21 protein-coding genes are annotated in these 24811 nt (G+C 64.7%); 12 read left to right on the top strand and 9 right to left on the bottom strand.

The window, feature by feature from the left end; translation table 11 throughout:
- From ABE85_RS09605 to ABE85_RS09595, 3 genes are all read right to left on the bottom strand, one after another.
- Positions 1 to 1869 (bottom strand): ABC transporter ATP-binding protein, encoded by a 1869-nt coding sequence (locus ABE85_RS09605; RefSeq protein WP_067273198.1) that lies wholly within the window; start codon positions 1867 to 1869, stop codon positions 1 to 3.
- On the bottom strand, positions 1869 to 3677 hold the full coding sequence (locus tag ABE85_RS09600; RefSeq protein WP_067273196.1) for an ABC transporter ATP-binding protein: 1809 nt from the start codon (positions 3675 to 3677) through the stop codon (positions 1869 to 1871). Before ABE85_RS09600 ends, ABE85_RS09605 begins: the two co-directional genes overlap by 1 nt.
- A 165-nt stretch (positions 3678 to 3842) precedes the next feature.
- Complete coding sequence (locus ABE85_RS09595; RefSeq protein WP_082938486.1) at positions 3843 to 4487, bottom strand: nitroreductase family protein; 645 nt, start codon at positions 4485 to 4487, stop codon at positions 3843 to 3845.
- Between the two features lie 233 nt (positions 4488 to 4720).
- Here ABE85_RS09595 and ABE85_RS09590 point away from each other — a divergent pair, with 233 nt between their 5' ends.
- The 9 genes from ABE85_RS09590 (at position 4721) to ABE85_RS09550 (ending at position 15749) form a co-directional block, all read left to right on the top strand.
- Complete coding sequence (locus tag ABE85_RS09590) at positions 4721 to 5761, top strand: Gfo/Idh/MocA family protein (RefSeq protein WP_067273193.1); 1041 nt, start codon at positions 4721 to 4723, stop codon at positions 5759 to 5761.
- Positions 5758 to 6618 (top strand): LysR substrate-binding domain-containing protein, encoded by an 861-nt coding sequence (locus ABE85_RS09585; RefSeq protein WP_067273189.1) that lies wholly within the window; start codon positions 5758 to 5760, stop codon positions 6616 to 6618. The genes ABE85_RS09590 and ABE85_RS09585 overlap by 4 nt, the downstream gene beginning before the upstream one ends.
- A gap of 110 nt (positions 6619 to 6728) precedes the next feature.
- Positions 6729 to 8276 carry a methyl-accepting chemotaxis protein gene (locus tag ABE85_RS28740; RefSeq protein WP_082938485.1) on the top strand — a complete coding sequence of 516 codons (1548 nt, stop codon included), beginning with the start codon at positions 6729 to 6731 and terminating at the stop codon, positions 8274 to 8276.
- Positions 8277 to 8347: 71 nt separating this feature from the next.
- Positions 8348 to 8725, top strand: a complete 378-nt coding sequence (locus ABE85_RS09575) for a hypothetical protein (protein WP_067273184.1) — start codon at positions 8348 to 8350, stop codon at positions 8723 to 8725.
- Entirely contained in the window at positions 8722 to 8955 is a 234-nt protein-coding gene (locus tag ABE85_RS09570) for a hypothetical protein (RefSeq protein WP_067273181.1), read from the top strand. Before ABE85_RS09575 ends, ABE85_RS09570 begins: the two co-directional genes overlap by 4 nt.
- A gap of 205 nt (positions 8956 to 9160) precedes the next feature.
- Complete coding sequence (locus tag ABE85_RS09565; protein WP_157522163.1) at positions 9161 to 10951, top strand: hypothetical protein; 1791 nt, start codon at positions 9161 to 9163, stop codon at positions 10949 to 10951.
- A 91-nt stretch (positions 10952 to 11042) separates the two neighbouring features.
- A complete protein-coding gene (locus tag ABE85_RS09560; protein ID WP_067273175.1) occupies positions 11043 to 14891 on the top strand; it encodes an ATP-binding protein in 3849 nt (1282 codons plus the stop codon).
- The gene (locus ABE85_RS09555) at positions 14873 to 15160 is read left to right on the top strand and encodes a hypothetical protein (protein ID WP_067273173.1); all 288 of its coding nucleotides are present in this window, start codon (positions 14873 to 14875) and stop codon (positions 15158 to 15160) included. Before ABE85_RS09560 ends, ABE85_RS09555 begins: the two co-directional genes overlap by 19 nt.
- 277 nt (positions 15161 to 15437) lie before the next feature.
- A complete protein-coding gene (locus tag ABE85_RS09550; RefSeq protein WP_157522160.1) occupies positions 15438 to 15749 on the top strand; it encodes a hypothetical protein in 312 nt (103 codons plus the stop codon).
- A gap of 187 nt (positions 15750 to 15936) precedes the next feature.
- On the opposite strand, the gene ABE85_RS09545 is transcribed toward ABE85_RS09550, so the two are convergent.
- A complete protein-coding gene (locus ABE85_RS09545; protein WP_082938484.1) occupies positions 15937 to 16371 on the bottom strand; it encodes a hypothetical protein in 435 nt (144 codons plus the stop codon).
- A 526-nt stretch (positions 16372 to 16897) separates the two neighbouring features.
- Between ABE85_RS09545 and ABE85_RS09540 the strand changes: the two genes are divergently transcribed.
- On the top strand, positions 16898 to 18268 hold the full coding sequence (locus tag ABE85_RS09540; RefSeq protein ID WP_067273169.1) for an MFS transporter: 1371 nt from the start codon (positions 16898 to 16900) through the stop codon (positions 18266 to 18268).
- Positions 18269 to 18312: 44 nt separating this feature from the next.
- Here the strand turns inward: ABE85_RS09540 and ABE85_RS27470 are convergent, their stop codons facing one another.
- Entirely contained in the window at positions 18313 to 18516 is a 204-nt protein-coding gene (locus ABE85_RS27470) for a hypothetical protein (RefSeq protein WP_157522157.1), read from the bottom strand.
- 443 nt (positions 18517 to 18959) lie between these two features.
- On the opposite strand from ABE85_RS27470, the gene ABE85_RS09535 reads away from it, so the two are divergent.
- Positions 18960 to 19343 (top strand): hypothetical protein, encoded by a 384-nt coding sequence (locus ABE85_RS09535; protein ID WP_067273166.1) that lies wholly within the window; start codon positions 18960 to 18962, stop codon positions 19341 to 19343.
- Positions 19344 to 19454: 111 nt separating this feature from the next.
- Here ABE85_RS09535 and ABE85_RS09530 read toward each other — a convergent pair whose 3' ends face one another.
- The 4 genes from ABE85_RS09530 to ABE85_RS09515 all read right to left on the bottom strand — a co-directional run bounded on the left by ABE85_RS09530 (position 19455) and on the right by ABE85_RS09515 (position 23136).
- Positions 19455 to 20603 carry an ATP-binding protein gene (locus ABE85_RS09530; RefSeq protein WP_067273163.1) on the bottom strand — a complete coding sequence of 383 codons (1149 nt, stop codon included), beginning with the start codon at positions 20601 to 20603 and terminating at the stop codon, positions 19455 to 19457.
- Between the two features lies 1 nt (position 20604).
- The gene (locus ABE85_RS09525; RefSeq protein ID WP_067273160.1) at positions 20605 to 22017 is read right to left on the bottom strand and encodes an ATPase domain-containing protein; all 1413 of its coding nucleotides are present in this window, start codon (positions 22015 to 22017) and stop codon (positions 20605 to 20607) included.
- Between the two features lie 6 nt (positions 22018 to 22023).
- Complete coding sequence (locus ABE85_RS09520; protein ID WP_082938482.1) at positions 22024 to 22503, bottom strand: response regulator; 480 nt, start codon at positions 22501 to 22503, stop codon at positions 22024 to 22026.
- Positions 22504 to 22851: 348 nt separating this feature from the next.
- On the bottom strand, positions 22852 to 23136 hold the full coding sequence (locus tag ABE85_RS09515) for a hypothetical protein (protein ID WP_157522154.1): 285 nt from the start codon (positions 23134 to 23136) through the stop codon (positions 22852 to 22854).
- A 595-nt stretch (positions 23137 to 23731) separates the two neighbouring features.
- Between ABE85_RS09515 and ABE85_RS09505 the strand changes: the two genes are divergently transcribed.
- Entirely contained in the window at positions 23732 to 24775 is a 1044-nt protein-coding gene (locus ABE85_RS09505; RefSeq protein ID WP_067273155.1) for a PEP-CTERM sorting domain-containing protein, read from the top strand.
- Positions 24776 to 24811: the final 36 nt, after the last annotated feature.

Genomic DNA, 24811 nt, shown 5'->3' with positions numbered 1-24811 from the left:
TCAGGCCAGCGCGGGGCTGCTTTCCGCGCCGTGCACGGCGGCGCCGAAGGAGGCTTCCTCATACGCGCGGTACAACCGCGAGTACGGTCCGCCGGCGGCGATGAGGACATCGTGCGGGCCGAGCTCGACGATCTGTCCCTGCTCGATGACGGCGATGCGGTCGGCGTCCCGGATCGTCGCCAGGCGGTGGGCGATGATGATCGCGGTCCGGCCTTCGCAGAGCCGTCGCAGCGCGGCCTGGATGCGGCGCTCGGTCTGGACGTCGACGGCGGAAGTGGCCTCGTCCATCACCAGCACCGCCGGATCGGCGAGATAGGCGCGAACCAGGCAGACGAGTTGGCGCTGGCCCTGGCTCAGTTGCCCGCCCATCGCGCCGACTGGCGTCTGGTAGCCGAGCGGGAGCCGCTCCAGCACGGCATCGGCGCCGAGCTCGCGCGCTGCGGCCATGAGCTTTTCATCGTCCGCCTCCGGCGCGGCGATGCGCAGGTTGTCCAGAATGGTCCCGGTGAACAGCATGTTCTCCTGCAAGACGACGCCGACGTGTCGCCGCAACTGCCGCTGCGACATCGCGCGGATGTCGACGCCGTCCAGGCGCACGGCCCCGCTGCCGATGTCGTAGAAGCGGGTCAGCAGCTGCACCAGCGTGCTCTTGCCGTGGCCGGTCGGGCCGACGATGGCCAGTACCTCGCCCGGTGCGATGCGCAGGTCGAGGCCGCGGATGACTGGCCGCTCCGGCTCGTACGCGAAGTCGACGCGGTCGAAGTGGATGTCGCCGCGCACCCGCGTGAGCGCCTCCGGCTCGGCGGGATCGGCGACCTCGGGCTCCGTGTCGAGCAGCAGGAAGATGCGCTGCGCCGACGCCGCGCCGCTGGTGTAGCGCTCCAGCAGGTCGGAGAGCTCCTGCAGCGGACCCAGGAAGAGCTGCACGTAGAACAGGCACTGCACGACCTGGCCGAAGGTGAGCTCCCCGCGCGGCACCGCGTGCGCGCCGCCCCACAGCAGCATCACCATGCCGGCGCTGGCCAGCAGCGCGGTGTAGGGCAGGAACCAGCCGGCCCTGCGGTTGCCGCGGACCAGCGTGCGGTTGAAGTCCTCCAGCAGCGCGCGGTAGCGGCGGCGGTTGGGCTCCTCCTGCACCATCTGCTGGATGATGCGCACGCCGGAGACGGTTTCCACCAGATGCGCGGTGAAGCGCGCGCGGGCCTCGGCCACCAGTCCCCAGTTCTTCTGCGAGATTTTCTTGAAGGCCCAGAGTCCGAGCACCAGCGGCGGCACCACCGCCGCGAGGCCGAGGAACAGCGTCGGCGAGATCGCGTGGATCAGCACCGCCGCGACGCCGCATCGCAGCACGGCGGAGAGCAGCTCCGGCGGGCCCTGGATCAGCAGCGGCTCGAGCGCGTCGACGTCGCGGTCCACGCGCGAGATGATGCGGCCCGCCTTGGTCTTGTCGAAGAAGCGGACGCTGAGGTCCTGCACATGCCGGTAGGCCTGCATGCGCAGCGTGTTGAGCACGCGCAGCGCGGCCTTGCCGGCGAGGTACTGGGACAGGCCGGAGATCGCGAAGCGCGCGGTCCAGGTCAGCGCCATGCCGATGCCCAGCCACGCGGCCAGCCGCGTGTCGAGCGACCAGTCGGCGCCGTCCGCCACCAGCGCGTGGTCGAGCGCCTGCCCGACGAACCACGGCCGCAGGAAGACCGCGCCGACCAGCAGCGCCTCCAGCGTCACCACGGCGGCCAGACCGCGGCGCACGGGCCGCAGCAGCGGCAGCATCCGCCAGAACATGCCGCGGTCCAGCGCCTTGCGGGCGAGGGCCTGTTCGAGTTCGATGTCGGACAGCGGCCGCTGTCCTCGCATGTCGCCGAGTGCCATCAGTCGAGTCCCAGCAGTTCGCGATAGGCCCGCAGGCCGGTGAGTTCGTGATGGCGGCCGGCGGCCGCGATGCGGCCGTCGACGAGCAGCAGCACCCGGTCGGCCTGCAGCACGGTGGAGAGCTTGCTCGCGACCATCAGCACCGTGGTGCCGCCGGCGTCCGGGCCGGCAATCGATGCGGTGTTCAACGCGCGCAGGCGGCTGAGCACGCGCTGCTCGGTGAGCGCATCCAGCGCGCTGGTGGCGTCGTCGAGCGCCAGCAGGCGAGGGCGCGCCAGTAGCGCTCGGGCAAGTGCCAGGCGTTGACGCTGACCGCCGGACAGCGTGACGCCGCGGTCGCCCACGGGCGTGGCGAGGCCGTCGTGCAGACGCTCGAGGACCTCGTCGGCGCAGGAGGCGTGGAGGGCCTGCTCCAACGCGCGCGCGTCGGCGTCGGGCGCGGCGAGCCTGAGATTGGCCTCCAACGTGTCGGAGAACAGGAAGGCTTCCTGAGGCACCACCTGGACCGCTTGTCGCAGCGCGTCCAGGCGCAGCTCGCGGATGTCTATCCATCCGTGCGCGTCGTCGCCGACGCGGATGCGACCGGCATCGACGTCCAGCAGGCGCGGCAGCAGGTTCACCAGCGTGCTCTTGCCCGAGCCGGTCGCGCCGACGACCGCGACGATCTCTCCCGGCGCGATGCGCAGCGAGCAGCCGTCGAGGATGGCTGTCGTGCCGCCGGGCGCCCGCACGCCGACATCGTCCAACGACAGGCCCAACGCGCCGGCACGCGCCGGCAGCGTCGCGGTGCCGCCTTCGATCGCGGGAACGGCGTCGAGCAACTCCCAGATCCGCGCCGCCGACGAGCGCGCGTCCGCGAAGATCTGCAGCACGCGCCCGATGCCTTCGGCGCGGAAGATCAGCACGTTGGCCATCAGCAGCGCGGCGACGAGTTCGCCGCGGTGCAGCCGTCCGATCTCCACCAGGTGCAGGCCGAAGACCAGGATCCAGACCTGGCCCAGCGCGACCACCGCCTGCGGCAGCGGCACGCGCGCGCAGGCATAGGCCAGCGCGGCGGTGGCCTGTCGCATGAAGAGCTCGACCTGCGCCTCGAAATGCGCGGCGCGGCGGGCCTCCAGCACGAAGGACTTGACGACGCGCACGCCGTTGACGCCTTCGGACAGCTCCTGGTTGACCTGGTCGTAGGCGGCGCCGGTGGCGCGGTCCAGTGCCACGAGGTGATGGGTCTGGCGCAGGAACAGCGTCACCGCGACGCCGATCAGCAGCAGCGGCACGACCGCGAGCCCCGGGTGGTACCACGCGAGCACGCCCAGCGTCGCCGTGACGACGAGCGTCAGCTCGAACACCTGGCGCCAGAAGTTGATCAGCGCGTCGCGCAGCTTGTCGGCATCGCGGGTGGTGCGGGTGACCAGTTCACCGACGCCGTGGCGCCAGTGGTAGCCGAGGTCCAGGCGCTGGACCTGCACGAGGATGCGCTCGCGCAGCAGCGTGAGCAGGCGCTGGCCGCTGATCAGCGAGGACAGGCCCGCGCCGTACTGCAGCGCGCCGCGCAGCAGCGCGACGCCCAGCAGCCAGATCGACCAGGTGAGCACGCCGTCGATGGCGGCCTGCACGCCGTGCGGTGCGCCGAGCTCCAGCGCGTGGACCGCGCGGCCCACCAGCCACTGCTGGCCGGCGAAGGCGATGTTGCCCAAGAGGAAGAGCAGCGCGGTGAGGCCGAAGTGCCAGGGGATCTCGCGGTAGAGCAGCAGGCTGCGCCACAGCGGCGAAGTGGGTGCCGGAGAGGATGCGGGCAAGGATGCGGGCATGGACGATGAGGAAGCGCCCGACGGGATCGGGCATCGGGCTCAACGTCGCAACTTCCGGGCCATGCGAGGGCGCATGGATTCAGGCGTTTCTCGAGGTGTCCGGCTGCGTGGATCCCAGCAGCGCTGCGCGGATCGGCGCAGCGTCGGTTGGGGTCGGGCCTTGCCTCAGTCGAACGGGAAGCGGCCTTCCGCGGCGATGGCGCTCAGCGGCAGGCGCGTGTTGGGCTGCTCGCGCGCCTGCAGCGCTTCGGGCAGCACGGCCTTGTCGCCGCGACGGCCCAGCGCCACGATGACCTGCGGGGTGTAGTCCTCGGGGATGTCCAGCGAGCTGCGCGCCAGCGCGCGGTCGAAGCCGCCGATGCTGTGCGCGTGCCAGCCCGAGAGCGAGGCTTGCAGCGCCAGGTGCGACCAGGCGGCGCCGGTGTCGAAGGCGTGGGTGGCGTTGGGTTCCAGCGCGGACTTGCCCGGCGGCAGCCAGCGCTGCTGCGACACGACCAGCACCAGCGCCGAGGCGCGATGCGCCCAGCTCTGGTTGGTGACGCTGAGCGTCTCGAACAGCGTGGCCCAGGCGGGCGTGCCGGCCAGCGCATAGACGAAGCGCCACGGCTGCACGTTGTAGCCGGACGGCGCCCAGCGCGCGGCTTCCAGGAAGCGCAGCAGCGTGGCGGTGTCCAGCGACTCACCGGTGAAGGCGCGCGGCGACCAGCGGTTCAGGAACTGCGGATCGATCGGGTGGTCGGCCTCGCGGGCGGCGGGCAGGGCGATGGTGGGCGTGGTGGACGGCGTGTGGGACGGTGTGGCTTGGGACATGTGGAAACTCCTGACAGCGGAATGGCCCGGACATTGGCATGCCGTACGCTCGTACGCCACGCAGAAAGCCGCATAAGCAACTGCGGATCGGGGCCGGATCGCCGCACGGCCGCATCCTTTAGCTTTCCTCAAGCACCCCGCCGGAATTAATCGTTTGTCGCGGAGGAGGGCGCTCCCTAGAGTCCGGGGCGTCGACTCCGGTCTTCCTTCTCCTGCCTTCCCCTGGATATCCCATGCCCACACTGCTCGCCCAATCCCTCGACAGCGCCGCCTCCACCTCCATCGGCTTCGGCATCCTCAGCACCGGCTCCATCGCCAACCACTTCGCCGGGCAGGTGAAGGGCTCGTCGAAGCTCCACGTCGCCGCGGTGGCGAGCCGCTCGCTGGACAGCGCCACGGCCTTTGCAGAGAAGCACGGCATCGCCCATGCGTACGGCTCCTACGCGGAACTGCTCGACGACCCGACGGTCCAGATCGTCTACATCGGCCTTCCCAACAGCCTGCACACCGAGTGGTGCCTGCGCGCGCTGGAAGCCGGCAAGCACGTGCTCTGCGAGAAGCCGCTGACCGGCTCGCCGCAGGAGGCGCGGCTGATCCACCAGACGGCCCAGAAGCTCGGCCTGCACGTGGCGGAGGCCTATCCCTACCGGGCGCAGCCGCAGACGGTGGAGATGCTGCGGATCATCGAGTCCGGCGAGCTGGGCCTCCCGCTGTCCATCCAGGGCAGCTTCGGATTCAAGCTGGAGAACCAGGGCGACATCCGGCTCGATCCCGCGCTCGCGGGCGGGGCGCTGATGGATGCGGGCGCCTATCCGCTCAGCCTGGTCCGTGCGATCGCGGGCGCGTATCCGGAGCAGGTCCAGGCCTTCAAGCGTCAGGGGCCGCGGGGCACCGACACGGCGGTCATCGCCAACCTGGCGTTCCGCACCGGGCTGATGGCGCAGATCTCGTGCAGCTTCCACGCGGCCGCGCACCGGTACGCCGTGATCGCCTGCGAGGGCGGCGTGATCGAGACCAGCTACGCCAACAGCACGCCCGACAACCAGCCGACGACGCTGCGCATCAAGCGCGGCAGCGGCTTCGGCGCGACCTTCGAGACCGTGTCCCTGCCCGCGGTGGACGCGTTCCGCGTCGAGGCCGAATCCTTCGTCGACCAGGTCCTCACCGGCAAGCCCTGGATCGGCGTGTCCTCGCACGAGTCGGTGGACGTGGCCGCGCTCCTTGAGCATATTGCGAAGGTGGCCGTCGACGTCGGCGGCAGGAGCTTCGGATGATCCTGGACCTGGTGGCGCTGAGGACGCTGCTCGCGGCCGTCGACCTCAAGGGGTTCGGCCGGGCGGCGGAACGCGTGAACCGCTCGCCCGGCGCGGTGAGCCTGCAGATCAAGGCGCTGGAGGAGCGGCTCGACCTGAAGCTGTTCCGCAAGGTCGGCCGGCAGCAGGTGCTGACGGACGAGGGCGAGGTGCTGGTGGGCTACGCGCGGCGCCTGCTCGCCTTGAACGACGAGGCGATGGTGGCGCTGCACCAGCTCAATCCCTGCTGCGAGATCCTCTTCGGCATGCCGCAGGACGTCGCGGACAGCCTGCTGCCGACGACGCTGGAGCGCTTCCGCGTCGCGCATCCCAGCACGAAGGTGCGCGTGAACGTGGACCTGAACGACCGCGTGCTCGACGAGCTCGAGTCGGGGCAACTGGACCTGGGGCTGGTGTTCCGGCCGGCGGACGATCGCGATCCCTGCGCGATCGCGACCTTGCCGATGCGCTGGTACGCGGCGCCGGGGTTCAGACCTGACCCCGCGGCGCCGCTGCCGCTGCTGGTGTCGGACGCGCCGTGCCTGTTCCGGCAGACGGCGATGGAGGCGCTCGATGCGGCGGGCCGCGCCTGGCGACCGGCGATGTCGACGACCAGCCTCTCCGCGCTGTGGGCGGCGGCCCGCGCCGGACTGGGCGTGCTGCCGCGCGTGGCGCTCCATTCGCCGACCGGTCTTCAAGCGGTCGACGACGAGGTGGGCTTGCCGCCGTTGCCGGAGATCTCGCTCTGCCTGCTGAAGGACGCCTTCCGTGTGCGACCGACTGTGGCTCGATTGGCGGCCATCTCCAAAGAGGTAGCGGCGGAGTCCTGCTTGATCTAAATCAACGAATAGCGCCCGATCCGGGCGCTCCACGCCCAGGCGGTGCGAAGGACCCTCAGGGTTACCAGATTGGTGCCGATCCCATCGAGACACACAACAAGGGAGTCTCGATGTCTTCGGTTTTCAATCTCAGGATAGGCGCGCGTCTGGCCGTCGCATTCGGTCTGATGGTCCTGCTCATGCTGCTGATGGCGGGGGCCTCGCACGGCGGGCTGACGTCGGTGGATGGTCGGCTGGGGCAGGTGATCGGCGACCGGTACGTGAAGGTGCGATCGGTCAGCCGGATCTTCGACGAGCTGAATCTGCAGGCGCGCAATGCGCGCAACGTGCTGCTGCTGGACACGGCGCAGGAGCGCGAGGTGGAGCTGGCCTCGATCCGCGAATCGCGGCAGCGTGCGGCGAAGGTCTATGAGGATCTGATTCCCACGATCCGCGATCCCAAGGCGAAGGCGGCGCTGGACGAGTCCTTGACCGTGCGCAAGACCTATGGGGAGGCGCTGGACGCCTTCTTCGCGCAGGTCAAGACGGAGGACATGGACGGCGCGAAGCTGGTGCTGATGCAGAAGCTGCGCCCGACGCAGCTGGCGTACGTGAGCTCGCTGGAGAAGCTGGTGGCGCGGCAGGAGGAGCTGATGGCGGAGTCCGGCGCGCTGGCCACGGAGGCGGTGCGCAACACGACGCTGGTGCTGTGGATCGCGGTGATCGCGGGCGTGGTGGCAGGTCTTGCCTTCGGGGTGATGGCGACGCGGTCGGTGACGCGGCCGCTGGCGGAGGTGCGGCGTGCGATGGAGACGGTGGCGGGTGGCGACCTGACGGCGGACGTGCGCGTGACGCGCAGCGATGAGCTGGGGGAGCTGCAGCAGAGCCTGGCGCGCATGGTGGAGGGCCTGCGCGGGCTGGTGCGCGAGGTGCGCAGCGGCGTGGACTCGGTGACGACGGCGGCCAGCCAGATCGCGGCGGGGAATCTGGATCTGTCGAGCCGGACGGAGGAACAGGCGAGCAGCCTGCAGCAGACGGCGAGCTCGATGGAGGAGATCACGGGGACGGTGCATCAGGCCGCGGACAGCGCGAGGCAGGCGACGTCGCTGGCGGTGGAGGCGTCGGGGACGGCGCGGCGTGGGGGGGAGGTGATCGGGCGGGTCGTTGCGACGATGGATGCGATCACGGATAGCAGCAAGAGGATTGAAGACATCATCGGCGTGATCGATGGGATCGCGTTCCAGACGAATATCTTGGCGCTGAACGCCGCAGTCGAAGCGGCGAGGGCGGGTGAGCACGGCCGCGGATTCGCGGTGGTGGCGAGTGAGGTGCGCGCACTGGCGCAGCGCAGTGCGAGTGCGGCGAGGGAGATCAAGACGTTGATCGGGACGTCAGGCGTGTCGGTGGCGACGGGTGGACGCGAAGTCGCCGCAGCCGGAGAGACGATGCGAGAAATCGTCGAGCAGATCCGTCGCGTGAGTGAGCTCGTGAATGAAATCTCCGGCGCAGCCGGAGAGCAAAGCCGCGGGATCGAGCAGATCAATCAGGCCATCACGCAGATGGATCAGGTGACGCAGCAGAACGCGGCGTTGGTGGAAGAAAGCGCCGCTGCCGCAAACAGCCTCGAAGCGCAGGCTCAGCGATTGGCGGAGTCGGTGGCTTCGTTTAGGGTGGCTTAAGGGGAGATGGCTTACGTCACTAGCCGTCGACGCGACGGGACGGTCCACTGGCCTCTCAACAGGAGAGGCCAATGTTCCCCAAATCGTTCTATCTCTGCCCCGAGGACGTCTTCCGCCTTGGCAACGCAACCACGCCGAAGCTGAGCAACATCCGACCACACGATGTTGACCTGACGAAGGTCAACGACATCGTTGTGGTCGTCGCGAACAATGCAGGCGTCAGCGTGTTCAACGAGCAGGGGCTGGCTGAAAGAGATATGAGCGGCTGGGTGTGGCAGTTCAATGCGACCACGCCGATGCCGCAAGGTCTGAAGCTGGTCCACGACCGTCCCGGCCACTACACCATCGCCCCCACGGTTAACATGCCCTTGGACAAGTACAAGGGGCTACTGGAGGAGCTGGGAATGAAGGCGTTCCGTGTGTTCTTCAGGCAAGGCAAGCAAGCATGAAATCGCTAACGTTGGACCTCACGCGCTGGGAAGCGCACTGCATTCTCGAAGCGCTGACGGAGCTGGACGCCAAGTGGGCGAACATCTGTCAGACCTCGGAGGACGAGGATGAGGTCGCCGACTACGGCAATGACCTCATCGAACTCCGGTTGACGCTCAAGTCGGTGAAGGAAAGGGCGATAGCTGCCTTTGGGCCTGGTGTCGCGAACTTTGATCGAACGCCGCTTTGAGCGGCTTGCGTGACAGAGCAATTGAAAGGCGAGTGAGTGAAGAATCGGCTGAGGGAGGTCGATCATGCCAAGAAGAAGCCTACAAATATTCAACTCAGACCAGGTTAATCGCGCAAATATTCGAGTGACAGCCTCAGCTCTTATGGCGGCCGAGGAGAGTCATCTCGCGTACGTACTCAAGCATGGGCTGCCAAGAGGCTTTCCCATGAACCTCCAGCATGACCTGACTAGACCCGTGGGATGGAGCGCAACGCTCGGCCATTTCATTGACGGCGCCATGGTTCGCGTGGTGGGACTTATGGCCGAGGCAGAGGAAGACAAGGATTGGGCTGAGTTGAAGGAACTCGGTCGGCGCTACTGGGATTGCCATCACTCAGAGGGCACCGAGGGCCTTCGGGCAGAGCTGTCGCAGAGAGTCGTCCCCGAGGTCTTGGATGAGCAAAGCACCATCTTCCTTCGCGTCGAAACCCTAGTTGCGGTGCGCGATGGCCTAGCCTCGAGGCTCTACCCGGAGCTGTTCGATTTAGACAGCAGCTATGTCGATAAAGATGGTCTGGTCGATTACGCGCATCTCTTGACGCGCGTCAAGATGCTTTCGCCCGGCGTCTTCATGGACCAGGAACATGGGCTATTGCTTTTTGCTCATCGGTTCTTCCGTCGTAGTCAGTCGCACGTTAACAAGCTCAACGACTACTTTCTCGATAGTTTTTCTCGCGCAGCCAAAGATGAACTGGTCCGCGCAAGACTACGTTTGGATCCAGATCGCGTTGGACACCCTGCAGAGCTTCATGGCCTGCTTGAGTTCGAGTACTGGCACGGGCCGCGTTATTCCGATGACATCGCTTCAATTCCCAGCGGTGTTGCGACGCACAAGGCGGATGAGGAAACGCGCAAGCTGGAAGGCGTCGACAAGACGCAGGTCTGGTGGAAGCCGCTTGAATCCCGCTCCGGTGAAGGAGGGGTCGCGACCTTTCGAACGCTCGAACTGGAAGAGCTGAGGGACCTCCCGTCGTCCGGTCTGCCTGAGGATCGGTATGCATGCCGCTATGCACATGCCGAGTACTCGCTACGAGAGCAGCTTGTCACGCATTTCGACGGTGCGATTCGCGCATACCCGACCGAGAAGTACCTAGAGAGGATCGAGCTCAACATAGACCGTGCTGGCAAGCATTCAGAGTACACAAAACTATTTCGCTTCGACGGCGCCTTGAGTGTCGGCCAGTGGAAGCGGTTGCTCAGCGACTACTTCAGGGGAAATCCACTGGTACCCGAGTATCTCGGCGCACCGACCGATGGCCTAGAGAAGGAACGGACGGCCTCTGCGCTTTTCGAGTCAGCAGCATTGGCCGAGCCACTGGAGCAGGAGGAGCGATTGAGTGTCTTCGTCCAACTTCAGCCTGGTGCCGCCTCGAAGAAGCTTTCCTTTGTACTAAAAGAGGCAGCCACGCCTGATCGGTCCGGGACGTTCTCCTTCATGGAGACGGGCGGAGCTTCAGTCGACAAGTTGTTGCGTCAGCGCGCAGACCTTTCGATGGTTGCCTCGATGCTTGCCGTCGATGGTCGCCTTGAGTTGGTGCCGCTGGTCTTTGGCATGGCGGAGGGATTTCCAGACGCCATGCATAGTTTGGTTGCAGACTTGGCGGATGCGCTTGCCCACGACATTCTGAAGTTGGAGTTGCGGGACGTTGCGCTGACCCTCATCTGGCCGCATGGAAACTTGCTTACCTCGTTGAGCATACGAGGAACCCCCCGTCCGCTTCTGAAGCTACTCCAAAAGCTCTTCGTTGTCGTGAATGCTTCCGAGCCGGCGTCGAAATGGATAGAAGCGCTCGCTACTGCGGTTCGGGAGCTTGCTCCGCAGTCAAAGGAAGATCATGACCTGCACGGGATCCTCGACGGGCGACTGTCGTTTGAGCGGGGAGATGTCGACGCAGAGCTTGTGTTTCCGAAGTCGTTGACCGAGAAACTGAAAGGGAACGGCCTGTTCGGGATCTAGCGCACGGCATCATTTGCTCCTTCAATCTTCGCTTCGTCATTGTTCCCCGCGCGCCGGTGATGAATGCTGATGAACTCACGCTGAACAACGAATGTCCATCGAGATTATCGGGCCGAGGGCCTACAGGTTTCAGGACCGCGTCTGTGTCCTCCTAGCCATCCGGGCTGCCCATGAGGGCGCCATCGAGATGCAGATCGAGCCCGTCGACGGTGAAGATGCGATGCTTCTCTTGACGGGGCAGGGAAGCAGATTGACTGTTGACGTTCAGGTCAAGAGCGAACAGGGCGCCATAACCGCGACCAAACTTGTCGACTGGCTCACACACTTTCCGTACCGTCAGGCGACTGACTCGTTGATCGAGAAGCTGATTTCTGATCCGAGCCGGTCTGTTCTCTTTGTCGCGGGCGGACGATGTACTGATGCAACGGCAGATCATCTTGTGAGATTGGCTGCAGACAGATTCACGCTGGATCCAGGAATCATCAAGCTTGGCGCTGAGGCTGCCATACGCGACGAGCTCCGTGCCTATGCGGCAGTCAATGCTCAGTCTGACGGAAAAACGGACAAGCTAAGACGCGCTCACGTTGGGAGGGTGGTCGAATCGATAACGAGCAGCGCGTTTAGGGCAGCGTTGCATCGGGTACTTCTTGTTGAGCAGCAGAACGATGAGGAAGTCATCAGAGAGACTCGAGAGGAGTTGCTGTCCAAGCATCGGGTGGTGCCCGACCATATCGATCGAGTGCTGCGAGAAATTGAGGACATCGTTTTTCGAGAGAAGCGGACCGGAAATGACGTCATCCCAGAGATTGCCGCAGTGGTCGCTTCTGGGCGGTCTACAAATCCTTTGGTCTCTGCTGCGCACGTGGAGCGGAGTGAAGAGCAGGCGCTTCGGGAGCAGTTGGCCAATCGAAAGGCGGTTCTGATCTCCGGTGCTCCTCGAGTCGGAAAGAGCTTCATCGCACGGAGCCTCGCCGCTGGTCTTCAGAAGCAGGGCTTCCGAGTTCAAGTCTTTGGGGGCGTTGCGGAGGGGGGGCGATTCCTGTTGGAGCCAGTCGATGAGCTACGAGCCGCCCTCGTTGACGATCCGCTTGGGGGTTCGCATACGTCTGACAATGCCTGGCGTGAACTCCAACAGCTGGAGCAGCTCATTCCGAGATTGGGCACGTCCCGCCGTTTGATCGTCGCGCAAGCGCAGGATCGACTGCTGGAAGCAACACGAGAGCCGTCGGTTCAGGGGTTACTCACCGCGGGTCATGCATGGATCACCCTCGGGCCTGGCTCGCCAACATTCCTTCAACGTGTCTGGCGAGACGCAGCCCGATCCCACCAAGTTCCAACGGAACTGGAGGAGCAGGTGTCAAGAGAACTCTTGACCGGCGCTTTGGATCTTGAGCCAGGTTGTCTCGTACATCTCGCGAGCAGGCATCATCAGATCCCTGCTGGAGCGCACCCAGACGAAGTGGTTCGACTGGCGCGTCAGGACGCGAAGGCCCTGGGAAGTGCACTTAGAGCTGAGAAGCTGGGGCCGCTGTTGACTGCGCTGGCTGTCGGTTCTACTCCCGAGCTCCGAGTCGGCGAGACCGAGTTGGCGTTTATTCTTGATGCGACGCGAACAGATCGGCCAGGAGAGTCGGACGTCCTGGGGACCATGATGTCCGTAGGTCCAGGTATCGAACCGACAAGGTCGGCAGAAGTTTCGACAGCGCTTAGCTACGATCCACTGCCGCAACTCTCAGAGCCTGAGCTTGGCGCACTTGAACAACTGGAGCTGCGCCGAATGTTGTCGGAGGTCCACCAGACATACACGTTCAGCCATCCGTTCTATCGCGCTAGTGCAGAGTCACTGTTGGACGCTGCAACCAGAAAAAGTCGGGATGCCGCAGTGCAGCAGCTCGAGCGGGCAATCTTCACAGTGGCGCCCGAATCCGCTATCGCCGCCGCAACCAATCTCCAGTGGGTTCATCGGAACCTATCCGGCAGCAGCGGCGATTCAGGTGTCGTAGAGGTCGCCAAGAAGGGACTGAGCTCAGTGTTCCCGACGGTACGAGAACTGTGTTTTGCCTTCCTTGTGAAGCAACTGCCCTCGATGCCGGAGGACGAACAAGGGGCGGTCTCGGATTGGCTAAGGAAGATCACCTGGCCTCGGTTGTCCCACGTCGTATGGACTCATGATCAGCCGCGCATCCCGCCAGCCGATGCCGCAGGTTCGCTCGCGGTCGATCCTTTCCCCGAGAGGATCCCGAAGTCAGAGATTGAAGGAACATTAAACGTACTGGGCAGCGACCGTCCGCAAAGAGTCTCCACGCAGGCCGCGGCTCGCGCCGTCCAATTCCTTGCAGAGAACCCCAGCGAGATGACCGCCCAGATGGCAGCTCGGTTGCTGAGCTACGACGTCTCGCTGATTCGGGCGCCCGCCGCCAAAGCTTGGCTGCGCATTCCTCGTGGGCATGACGCTGCCATACTCGAACGCATCTTTGCGGAACGAAGTCCATCGATAGCTCAGGCCGTATATCGCGGTGTGGTCAAGGCTTGGTCGAAGTGCGATGAGCAACGCAGGCAGCACCTCATTGAGGGCCTGCGAGGGATGTCGAGTTCGCCCGCCACCGCTGCTGCACTGATTGACGATCTCGTGCTCATTGCGCGTAGGGAACACGGAGGAACGCCAACGCCCTGGCCGATTCTCGAAGCGACGATGCCGGTCGTGTTGGGCGAGCTTCCGTTGGGGGCATCCATCAGAGACGAACGGCTCTTTGATGTCGTTGAGAAGGCGATTGGTAACATCTCTGAGGGCGCACTAACCGCGATCATCGATCGCTGGATCGACCTCGTTGCGAGGATTGCTGTATCCGGCGGGATTCCGAGCGATTACATGCTCGGGGTCTCCGACATCGTGCTATCCGGTATGCCGTCGATCGGACCTGGCCGGATGGACCGAATGAAGCGCCTCCTTGAGTTAACCGGGACGGCATCGAGGATTCGCGTCGTTGCGGATCTCGTTGTCGGCTGGGACAACTTATCCGACCTTGAGCGAAATTTACTGCTCAGCCACCTTGTTGCGGATGCGCGTGACGCGGTCTGGATTCAAGCCTCTGCTTTGACGCGATTCGTCGTGCCAGAGGAAATTCAAGAGGTGATCCTGCAGGCAAGCCCGAGGCTGAGCGATTCCGCGGAAGACATGATCGCGGCCGTGAATCCTTCGCTGTTGAATGCGTGCGTCAATGTATTCACCGGGGGGCACCCCACCATCTATTACATGGGAGTGCATGGGTCTAGGAGTGAGGAGTGGAAGGCGATCGTGCTAGCGATCACCCGGAAACCGCAGCACGAATTGTTTGAAATGTCTTGGGAGTGGACGATGGCCCACGACGAAGTAAGTGCTATGACGCACGCGATTTCAGTGCTAGGGCCTGATCATGCGAATCGCGTCGCAGGGCTTCTTCTCGCGCGCAAACGTCGAACCTCCGGCGAGTTCTTTCCTGAGGTGTGGGCGGCGCTCTTCGACCTTCCGGTCGACGAGTCCATCAAGTCAAGATGGATCGATCGGATGGTAGACATCGCTCCAGCAGTGCTCGACTCGCTGAAGGAGGGGATTGAGTGGGTCCCCGAAGCTCGCCAGGAAGTATTTCTTCAACGCCTGCAGCCGGACTACCTGCTGGTGTCGAACATTTCAACGCTGTTGAAGAGCAACGAGGTCGATGATCTGCCGGCAGAAGTCACGTCCAGCATCTCTGCACTGGTCTCCAAGCTCCTGGAGGACTCGCCTCCAAAGTTCAGGTCAACCTACGATTTTTTGAAACGGGCTTTCGTGAAGATGAAGGTTCAGGACAAGGGCCTGATGAGCTCCATCGCTAAGCAACGGGCGAAGACCTTAAAGTTGGCCCAGGAGGACAGACCAAAAAAGGTCTACCCGACGCTGAGCGATTGGATTGGCCCGAAATAACCTACCGCCGTGGTCCAAAGGAAAGAGCACGGGAGCCGCAGATCTTTGGCCCGCGTATCAGCTCCGATGCGATCTACCTGCGCGCGGATCTGACGACGGGTTCGGCGCTGGCCAATCAGCGAGCACTGCTGGTGAGCGGCGCGTCGATGGAGAGCGATTCGGCCAAGCACGTGGCCGACGTGATGAAGGACTTGCTGCGCGAAGGACTGGGAATGCTCGACGTGTTGGGGCGCGCGGTGGATGAGGAACTAGGGCGACTTGTGTCTTGAGCGCGAGAGACTTAGACCGAGATGCGATGGTGATCGTCGATCGGAATGTCTTTGATATCGATCAGAGAGTGAAGCCGGCCGCAACAGTCCACTCAGCCGTTGCTGGCCCCCGACCCCATCGATCGCCCAAAGATGTACAAGAAGGCTGGTCCGACAGCGATCAAGCTCCCGTACTGGGAGTGCGACCAGACCGAGAAGGGGGTGGCGCTCGCTGGGCAACTGCTATCTGGAGCAGGCGCAGTTGCTCCAGCGACGCCACGAGTACTAGCAGCGCGGAGTGCGCTGGCACCTTGCGCAGACATTGGCGATGTTGGGCGACGATGTTGCGGCTGCGGAGCAGGCCTTGCTGTCGATCAATCCTGACGAAGCCAATGACACGCGGGGATTCAGCTGGAACACCTACGTGCTGACGACGGTGGCATTATTTCGCAAGGACCGGGCCGCATTCGACGCGCAATGCGAGGCTCATCAACGCGCGACGGAGGCCGACGCTGAGAATGCGATGAATCTGAAGGTGCTGGCAGGACTGGCCGAGTGCTTCGGCAAGCCGTACCGGGAGGCTTACGGCAGGTGCCGACCTAATGATTGATACGAGGTACGTATTTCGGCGTTCATTGGCAGGAGCTTCGGCCCGCGTTGATGATGCATTTCGACAGAAGAGTCGACCGAATGCGTCGGCGGATTTTTGCAGGTTGCCGGCGCTCGCTGTCTAGTGACGGCAATCGACCCGAAGTGGAAAGCTGGTGATGCCCCGCTAGCACCCCAAAAGCAGACGCTCACTGGTTCACTGTCTTCTCGATAAAGTCAACTATCTCCGCCACTGGGATAGTGAAGATGCCTGCTTCCCCCGCCTCAAACGCCTGCTTCCAAGTTGCATGGCCCTCGCGGTAGTCCGGGTTTGGCGCAGAGGTGCCAACCAGTTTGAGAGCGCTGTCCTCGAGGGTCTTCCTCGACACGGGGAAATGAGGAAGGTCTTGCGTAATGCCATTAGGCGCGCGACGGTTCTTGACCTTTACTCCGTTGACACTGATGTGAAAGATGGAACCGAGCTTTGCATCGAACTCCACCTTGTTGATCAACAGCGTGGAGCCTTGATCGTTTGAGCGCGTTCGGTACGACCAAACCTGCCCTTCTTTGAATTCCTGCGAGAGCGCTTCAGTCATGGTCGCCAGTGGAGTAAGGGCAATGAGAACGAGGATGTTGCGTCGCATGTACGGATCAACTTACGAGTTGGCCAATCCTGGCAACCTGAAATTGGGCCGCTCAGAGCGAATGCAGCTTACCCCAGGCCCGACAATCTCCTCCGGCCACTCTTGACCGCGTGCAGCCCTTGGAGCCAGTGGCCGTGACAGTCCGCTCCCGCTGCAAAACGATCGTTCGCGGAGCCTCGACCATGCGGCGGAACATGGTGTCCCAAAACTCCGAATGCGAAGGGCGTCACCTCGGCCAAATGCATGGCTCACAGCTGCAGCGGCTTCCACGAACTGTGGGCCAACCATGGCAGCCAGGTGGGCGAGCAAACGCTGCGCTTCTGCCACCTGCACGCCGTTTTGTGCGCTCTGCAGCGTACTGCGCCCTCTATTCAAGGGTCGCCGTGGCCCCGACCCCATCGTCGTGCGTCCTCCGGAATCTTGCGCCAAGGTGTTGGCTGATGATCGGTCAAGGTCCATCCGGGGCGGCGTAGTCCGACGCTCCGTGGGGGCCGCCTCATCCCCACCTCCTGAGCAGCAGCCCTCGATGTCGCCCGACGATCAGCAACGAGAAAAACAAGGCCTGGACCCTCGCGGACGCAGCGCGCTGCTGGCGGTCCTGTTGGGCGTCATGCTCTCCACGCTGGACACGGCCATTGCCAACGTCGCGCTGCCGACCATCGCCGCCGACCTGCAATCGCATGCCGCCGACGCCATCTGGGTCATCAATGCCTACCAGCTCGCGGTCGTCGCCACGATGCTGCCCTTCGCCGCGCTGGGGGATGGCATCGGCCCGCGGCGAGTCTTTCTCGGAGGGCTCGTGCTGTTCACCGTCGCTTCGGGGCTGTGCATGGCGGCGACCAGCGTCGAGCTGCTCGCCGCCGCGCGAGCCTTCCAGGGCATAGGCGCGGGCGCGATGATGAGCGTGAACATCGCGCTGATCCGGCAGATCTACCCACCGACCAAACTGGGCCGCGGCGTGGGCATCAATGCGCTGGTGGGGAGCATCGGCTTCGTGATCGGACCGACGGTGGCCTCGCTGCTGCTGTCCGCGGCCAGTTGGCCCTGGCTGTTCGGCATCAACGTCCCCCTGGGCCTGCTGGCGATCGCCTGTGCCTGGCCGACATTGCCGAGCAGCCCACCCCGCCCGCACGGCTTCGACGTGGGCACCGCCGTCCTGACGGCCACCAGCTTTGCGGCGCTGATCTTTGCACTGGGCTCCATGGCGCAGTTGGCCGCCTGGACGCAGGTGTTGCCCGCTGTCGTGCTGACGGTCGTCGCCGGCGCGCTCCTGCTGCATCGCCAGCGCGGCCACGCCACGCCCATGCTGCCGGTGGACCTGTTGCGCAGGCCCATGTTTGCGCTGTCGGCGGTGACCGCGGTCTGCGCATTCGCCACCCAGGGCCTGGCCTTCGTCTCGCTGCCGTTCTACTTCGAGCAAGTCCTGCACCGCGACGCCGCCAACGCCGGGTACCTCATGACGTCGTGGCCGGTGGTCGTCGCGATTACCGCGCCACTCGCCGGCCGGCTGTCGGACCGGCATGCGCCGGGGCTGCTGGGCGGCATCGGCCTGGCGGTGCTGGCGGTCGGCATGTGCGGGTTGGCGCTGCAGTCCCACGATCCCTCGCTGCCGATGCTTGTGCTGTGGATGGCGCTGTGCGGCGCGGGCTTCGGTTTCTTCCAGGCGCCCAACCTGACCGCGCTGATGTCCAGCGCGCCCCCGCACCGCAGCGGCGGCGCCAGCGGCGTCATCGGTGTGGTGCGGCTGCTCGGACAGGCCAGCGGCGCCGCGCTGGTCGCCTTGTGCTTCCATCTGGCCGGCCTGCGTGACGGCCCGACCGTCGCGCTGGCGCTGGGCGGTGTGACCGCTGGGCTGGCAGCGGTGGCGAGTTTTGCGCGGTTGAGGGTTCGGGCTTAAAAGTCGCGGGGACGCGTGAGCGTGCCCAGTGCGAGGTTCGTCAGTTAGGTTGCCCGATGGCTCGGACCAGTCGCTGCAGCCTTGGATGACTTCGCGCGCGTTGCCTTCTTTCCGGATGAGGACGCTGCGTCGACAGCTCCTTGCTGCATCCCAAGCTTCAGATACTTGCGAATCAGGTCGTTCTTGCTGGTCTTGCCTTCAAACGCTTCGTTGCGCAGACCGTCGTCGACATCCGGGTCGATGTACACGGTGCGCAGGACAAGGTTTCTTGGTGGCCATGGCGGAGTCCTTCAGTGCTTACGGTCGACGCTCGATGCGTCACGCATCGGGCGCTAATGCCCGCTGACAATACCTGACCCTCAGGTGGGACGTCACTCCCTCTTAAGTCCGCGGCGTTCCCCCTAAGGAACGAACCTCCGGAAGTCTTTGATAAGGATCAAAGAACGAAGTCGGAATCGGACGGAGCATGGACCCCGGTGATTCAACCCGCCACGATCCCGACGCCGGTCCTGAGACTGGTGTCTAGCTCCTGATCATCTGGTCATGGGCGAGATGGGCCTATCCGCGAGGACGGCCTCACGTTGGGTTCGTCGTGAGTTGAACATCTCGCCCACCTCTCCGGTCGATCCGAAGGCATGTCGCCTTCAACGTCGGAGCCGGTGGTGTCCAACATTGACCGGGGTAGTACGACATGGGAAGTTTCCAACAAGCACGCATCGACGAGTCCGACAAGCCGATGCGCCAGCGCCATCCGCTCGCGGGCTGCGATCAGCAGACGCTGATCCACCTGCAGCACGGCTGGGGCATGACGGAGCCGCAGATCTTCGGACCGCGCATCGGCTCCGATGCGATCTGCCTGCGCGCGGATCTGACGACGGGCTCGGCGCTGGCCAATCTCCGCGCTCTGCTGGTGAGCGGCGCGTCGATGCTGGCCATGCTCGCCGACAACAGCGCGGAGTGCGATCCCGCCAAGCATGTGGCGAATGCAGTGAAGGAGTCGCTGCGCGAAGGGCTGGGCATGCTCGGCGTGGTGGAGCGCGCCGTGGATGAGGATCGGAAGAAGGCCTCGGCTTGAGCGTCATGCTCAGACGCAGCAGGTGTGACCGCGGCCAAGCAATGCCTTCGCTGAAGAAGGCCCGTCACTCGCCGCCAGGCCCCCTCGGACGAGGGCGCCTGGCCTCTCGCATCATCGAGCGTGCCCAGGCAGCTCAACACGCACGCGAGTGCCTTCCCCGGCCTTGGAATGCACGCTGACCGTGCCCTCATGCGCTTCCACGATGTGCTTGACGATGTACAGACCCAGTCCCACGCTGCGATGCGTGTTGCTCAGGTCGGCCGATGCGCGCCGCATGGGCTCGAACAGGTGCGGCAGGACGTCGTCATCGATGGGATCCCCCTCGTTGTGGATGACGAGCACCGCGCTTCCTCCCGCTCCCGCGTCAGTGGTGATGCGGATCTCCGACTCCGCCGGGCTGTAGCTGACCGCGTTGGACAGCAGGTTGCCCACCACCTGTGCCAATCGATCCTCATCCCATTCGCCCGATGCCTCCCCCGCATGCACGACGGAGAAATGCCGCTCCGGATTCGCGACCTCCATCTCCTCGACGACGCGCCGCACGATGTCATGCAGGTCCGCGGGTCGACGTCCCAGATGGATGCCACCGCCCAACCGTGTCTGCGTGAAGTCGAGGAGGTCTCGAATCATGTCGGCGGCGCGCTGGCCCGAGCTGTGGATGCGCGACACCAGCTTGTTGATCGTGCGTTGATCAAGCTGCTCCCAGCGCATCAGCGCCGACGACGCCATGGTGATGACCGACACGGGGTTGCGCAGGTCGTGGCTGACGATGCCGATCAGCCGTTCGCGGAACTCGGCGGTCTCGTCCAGTCGCGACTTCTCCAGCGCGACCGCCGCCTGATCCGCCAGTGCGGACAGCAGCCATTCATCGTCGTCGGGCTGCGATTCGTCGCCGGGCCTGGCCACGGCGAGCAACCCCGTCACCTCGCCGCCCACCACCAGAGGAACGCCCAGAAAGTGCGCCTCTTCCGAGGTGCCGAGCAGGACCTTGAGCCGCGTGATCAGCGTCTCGTGGAGCGGCTCCTTGAAGCCTTCGAGCTGCGATGTCTCCAGCCCGAACGCGGCCTTCACCACCAGCAGGCCCTCTTCATCGGTCAGCAGGAGGACCGCGCGCTGTGCCTCCAGCAGGTCCGCCGCGCGACGCACGGTCAGCGCCAGCACCTCGTCCAGCGACATCGCATAGGTGAGCGCGCGGCTCACCTCCGTGAGCTTGCGCAGTTGGTGTGCGCGCCGGTCGGCCTGGAACGGCGCGGTGGTCATGTCACACCACCTTCACGCCGGAGGAGGAGATCGTGAGCTCGTGCTCGTCGAGGTCATGGGCGATGCCGCGGGCCTTCACGATGCGCAGCGTGCGCCTGGCCTTGCGGTCCTCGATCTGGATGCCCAGCAGGATGATGTTGTCGGCCAGCGCGCTCATGCGCGTCTCCGTGAACAGGTCCTTGCCGATGGTCTCGTACGTGAACATGCTCGTGACGCCCTTGACCGCGAAGTGCTGCGCCAATGCGTACAGGTAGCTGTGCAGGCGCTGCGGATCGCTGGTGGTCATCAGCAGGTCGCCCACGGCGTCGACCACCAGGCGCTGGATGCCGCCCTCTCGAACCACGCGGTGCAGCGCGGACGCGATGCTGTCGATCTGGAGCTCGACCGGAGACACGTACAGGAAGTGCAGGCCGCGTTGCCGGGCGTCCCGTGTGTCGAGCCCCATGTTGCGCAGTTGCGCTTCGAGCTGGGTGGGATTCTCTTCGAAGGACACGTACATGCAGCCTTCGCCGCGCTGCAGGCCTTCCATGACGAACTGCATGGCCAGCGTGGTCTTGCCCGCGCCGGTCTGGCCCAGCACGAAGGTCGATCGGCCGCGCGGCAGCCCGCCGTCCAGCAGGTCGTCCAGGCCGTCGATGCCCGTGGGGATGCGTTCCTTCAGCAGGTCGTAACCCGGCGGTTCGTCCGGACTGACCAGGCGAGGGTAGACCTCCAGGCCGCCATTGGTGATGCGGAAACCGTGCAGACCTTCCAGGTAGCCGCTGCCGCGCAGCTTGAGCACGCGCAGGAAGCGCTCGTCGCGCGTGCCCAGCTTGTTGCGCGCGAGTTCGATCATGCTGTCGGCAACGGCGAACTCCGGATAGGTCGAGATCTGGTCCTCGCTGTACTCGCCCACGAGGAAGGCCGTGGTCTCGTAGGCGGTCAGCAGGCCGGCCACCTCGTACAGCATCTTGCGCATCTCCGGCACCGAGGTGGAGAGGTCGTGGATGGCCTTGAACGAGTCGATGACGATGATCTTGGGCCGCTGCTCCGTGATCGCTTCCTTGAGGATGGTCACCAGCGCGCCCACGCCCTGTTCGGCCAGTTCCTGGCCGATGGAGCTGTAGTGGATGACGGTGCCGAGCTTGGTCTCGTCGTAGAAGTCGAATTGCTGCAGGTAGCGGACCACCTTGTCCGCGGGTTCCGACAGGGTGGTGAAGAAGAGGATGGAGCGGCCGTCGTCCTCGGCATTGGCGAACATCAGCCGTTCGGCGAGGATGGTCTTGCCGCTGCCGGGCTCGCCCATCAGGATGTTGATCGAGTGGGCGGGGAAGCCGCCGAACATGATCGAGTCCAGATCCGGGTTGCCGGTGGACAGGCGCGCCAATGGCTGGCTGGCCGGCGATGACGCTTCGGCCTCGTGGTGGGAACCCATGCTGCGCTAGCCTTTCGACGTCTGTCTTTTCTGGATGAGCGACTTCACGGTGCTGAGCAACCGCTGTTCGGCCAAGGGTTTCATGAGGAAGGCGTCCGCGCCGGCCTCCGCGGCGCGGCTGTTGGCGGCGAGGATGCTGAAGACCAGCACGGTGATGCCCTTGGTGAGCTCATCGCTCTTGAGCTGGCGGCACAGCGCCAATCCGTCGAGCTTGGGCACCAGCACTTCGGTGATGACGATGTCGGGCAGCCGCTCGCGCGCCTGCCTCAGCGCTTCGCGCCCATCGACGGCGAACGCGACCTCGAAGCCCGCCTGCTGGAGGAAGTGCGCTTCCAGCTCGCGGATGTGAGGGTCCCGCTCGACGACCAGCACCAGCAGCCGCGTGCTCGCGACGGCGCTGCGATCGTCAGGGACCACTGCGTTGCCGAGGTCGTGCTCGGCCTCGGGGGACTGCGGATCTTCGGCTCGGTGTTCCGGTTGGGGCATGGATGATGCGGGTTGAGGTCTCGACCAGGTTCCTCTGCATCGGCGAGCCATCCCGACTCCGCTCCGCTGAAGCGCCCCATCCTGCGGCAAGGACACGTCGGTCCCGCCGCGCAACGGCAGGGCCATGGTACTCCAGCCCTGCTGCATGCCTTGCCCCCGACTCAGGCGATCCCGCCTGCCGCAGGGATCGAACCTCCACCACCATCCCCGGCGATGGGCAACAGCGCCTCTTCGGCCTTCGTCGGCGGCGGTGGCCGGATGGGCGCACGGGTGCGCGAATTCGTCAGGCCTCAGCGTATCAATGCAGCCGGCGCCGTCGGTCTTTGCTGCAGGACCAGCGAGAGCGCATCACCAGGTTCTGATGCCCAAAACAAAATAGCGGGCAAGCAGCGCCACACAGAAGGGCGCTGGCAGGGTACAGACCACTGCAACCCATGAAGCTCGCCGCAGCGCAAAGAACATCCCGACGAACGCAGCGGTCGTAGCCGTCACCCACAGCAAAAGGCCCATGCGGATCGCCGCAGCATCGCCGGTGATGAGCGCTCCGGTACCGACCACGGCAAAGCCGAGAAGCGAACTCCCCGCCAGGACCAGCCAGGCAATGAGGATGAGAGGGCGGCTCACAGCGTTCAACGTCTTGGGTGCGGATCGGCAGCGGTTTCTGAGCCACATTGGAGCATGCGGTTCGATGCCGATGTCTCTTCGGACTCAGCGCCTGAAGAGGCAGTACCACCAGAAAATTTCCAACGCAGAAGCTGCAGCGAGCGCCAACGCGCCAGGCCACCATGCCCCGATGGCAATGGAGAAGTAGCAGCCGCTCAGGAGGGCGGCGGTGGCCAAGCCATGCGCAGTCAGCGACAGCCACGGACTGTCGAACGGGTTGACGCGACGCGGGCGCCGAAATTCCATGTGCTTCTCGCAAGTGGGATGCCTTCGGCAGGGTACCGCACGCAACTTCTGCTTCCACGGCGATGCTGCCGAGCGGGCGATGCCGGAAGATGGCAGTCCGACATTCGACGAATCAACGTTGTACCGAGCGTTGTTGAATTCGCTCTCCTGATGTTTGCAAGTTGTCAGAGTTCATCCACGCGCGAGGAGGCCCGTTGGATCAAACCCCCAACTCGACCACCCCAGCACCCACCGAGTCCTGCATCCCAGGGACGCCTTCACCCCTGGCGACACGCCGGTGCTAGCCTGCGCGAGCCCTCCGGACTTCAGGACCGCTGCCATGCGCATCGCGACACGTGTCTATCAAGCCTTCGCGCCGCGCAGGTCCTGGATCACCGCGCCAGGTCTGCTGGCGATCGCGCTGGTCGCCTCTGGTTCAGCAGCGACGGCCGCCACCTACAGCGCCGAGTCGCGCAGCGAAGCCCGGACGCTGAACCTCACCGCGCCGGTCGACGCCAAATCGGTGGTGGACAGCGTGCCCGCCGGCACCGTGACCTCCGCGCAGATTTTTGATTTCCAGTCGAATTTCAATGGCTCCCAGAGCAGCAGCAACGCCAGCGGCAGCGCGATCGCGGGGCGGGTGCTCCTCACCGCGAAAACCATCACGCGCACCACCGGGCGTCTGAAGTCTGCGCCCATTGCCTCGTCGAGCGCGTCGGCCCGGTTGACCGACAGCTTCATCATCCAATGCGGCGGCTGCGCTGACGGCACTGTCGGCACGATGCTGTTCCAGGTGGTGACCTTGAGCAAGTTCACTTCGGCGTCCTTTGGCAACATCACCGACGCGCCGCCTTTCGGCCTCGCGCGCAGCGACGTGACATGGAACACCTCGCTGCAGGTGAACAGCACCGGCCTCGACGCGGTGACCGGTGCCTGGCCGACCACCGTGACGGCCGGAGCGGCGTTCTCCCATGTGACTGACAGCGCCGGGCTCGACGACCTCAGCGCGACCGGCTTGCGCGGCGTGAGGAACACCTTCGCGTTGACCTTCGCTTTCGGGCGACCCATCGAGCTCGATTTCGCCGCCTCGATGCAAGCCAATGGATCCTCCCTCCCGTCGGGGCTGGAGTCGCAGTATTCCTATGGCACCACGGGGATGGGGGAAGCAATCACCGCGTGGGGCGGCATCCTGTCGGTGCGGGACTCGTCCGGGCAACTGGTGAACGGGTTCTCGGCGCTGACCTCGCAGGGCATCAGCTACGCGCAGTCGTTCTCCGATGCGGTCCCCGAGCCCGCCACCTGGGCGCTGATGGGGCTGGGTGCTCTGGTCCTGCCGCTGCTGGCGCGCCGCGCGAGGCGGATGGACTGCCGGTCTCAAGCTTGAAGTGCAACACCGCTGCGCATGCTCCGACAATCCTCA

The organism is Mitsuaria sp. 7 (assembly GCF_001653795.1).
Taxonomy (GTDB): Bacteria; Pseudomonadota; Gammaproteobacteria; order Burkholderiales; family Burkholderiaceae_C; genus Roseateles.
The sequence above is the reverse complement of the archived record's forward strand: the minus strand, read 5'-3'. Positions and strand labels throughout refer to the sequence as shown.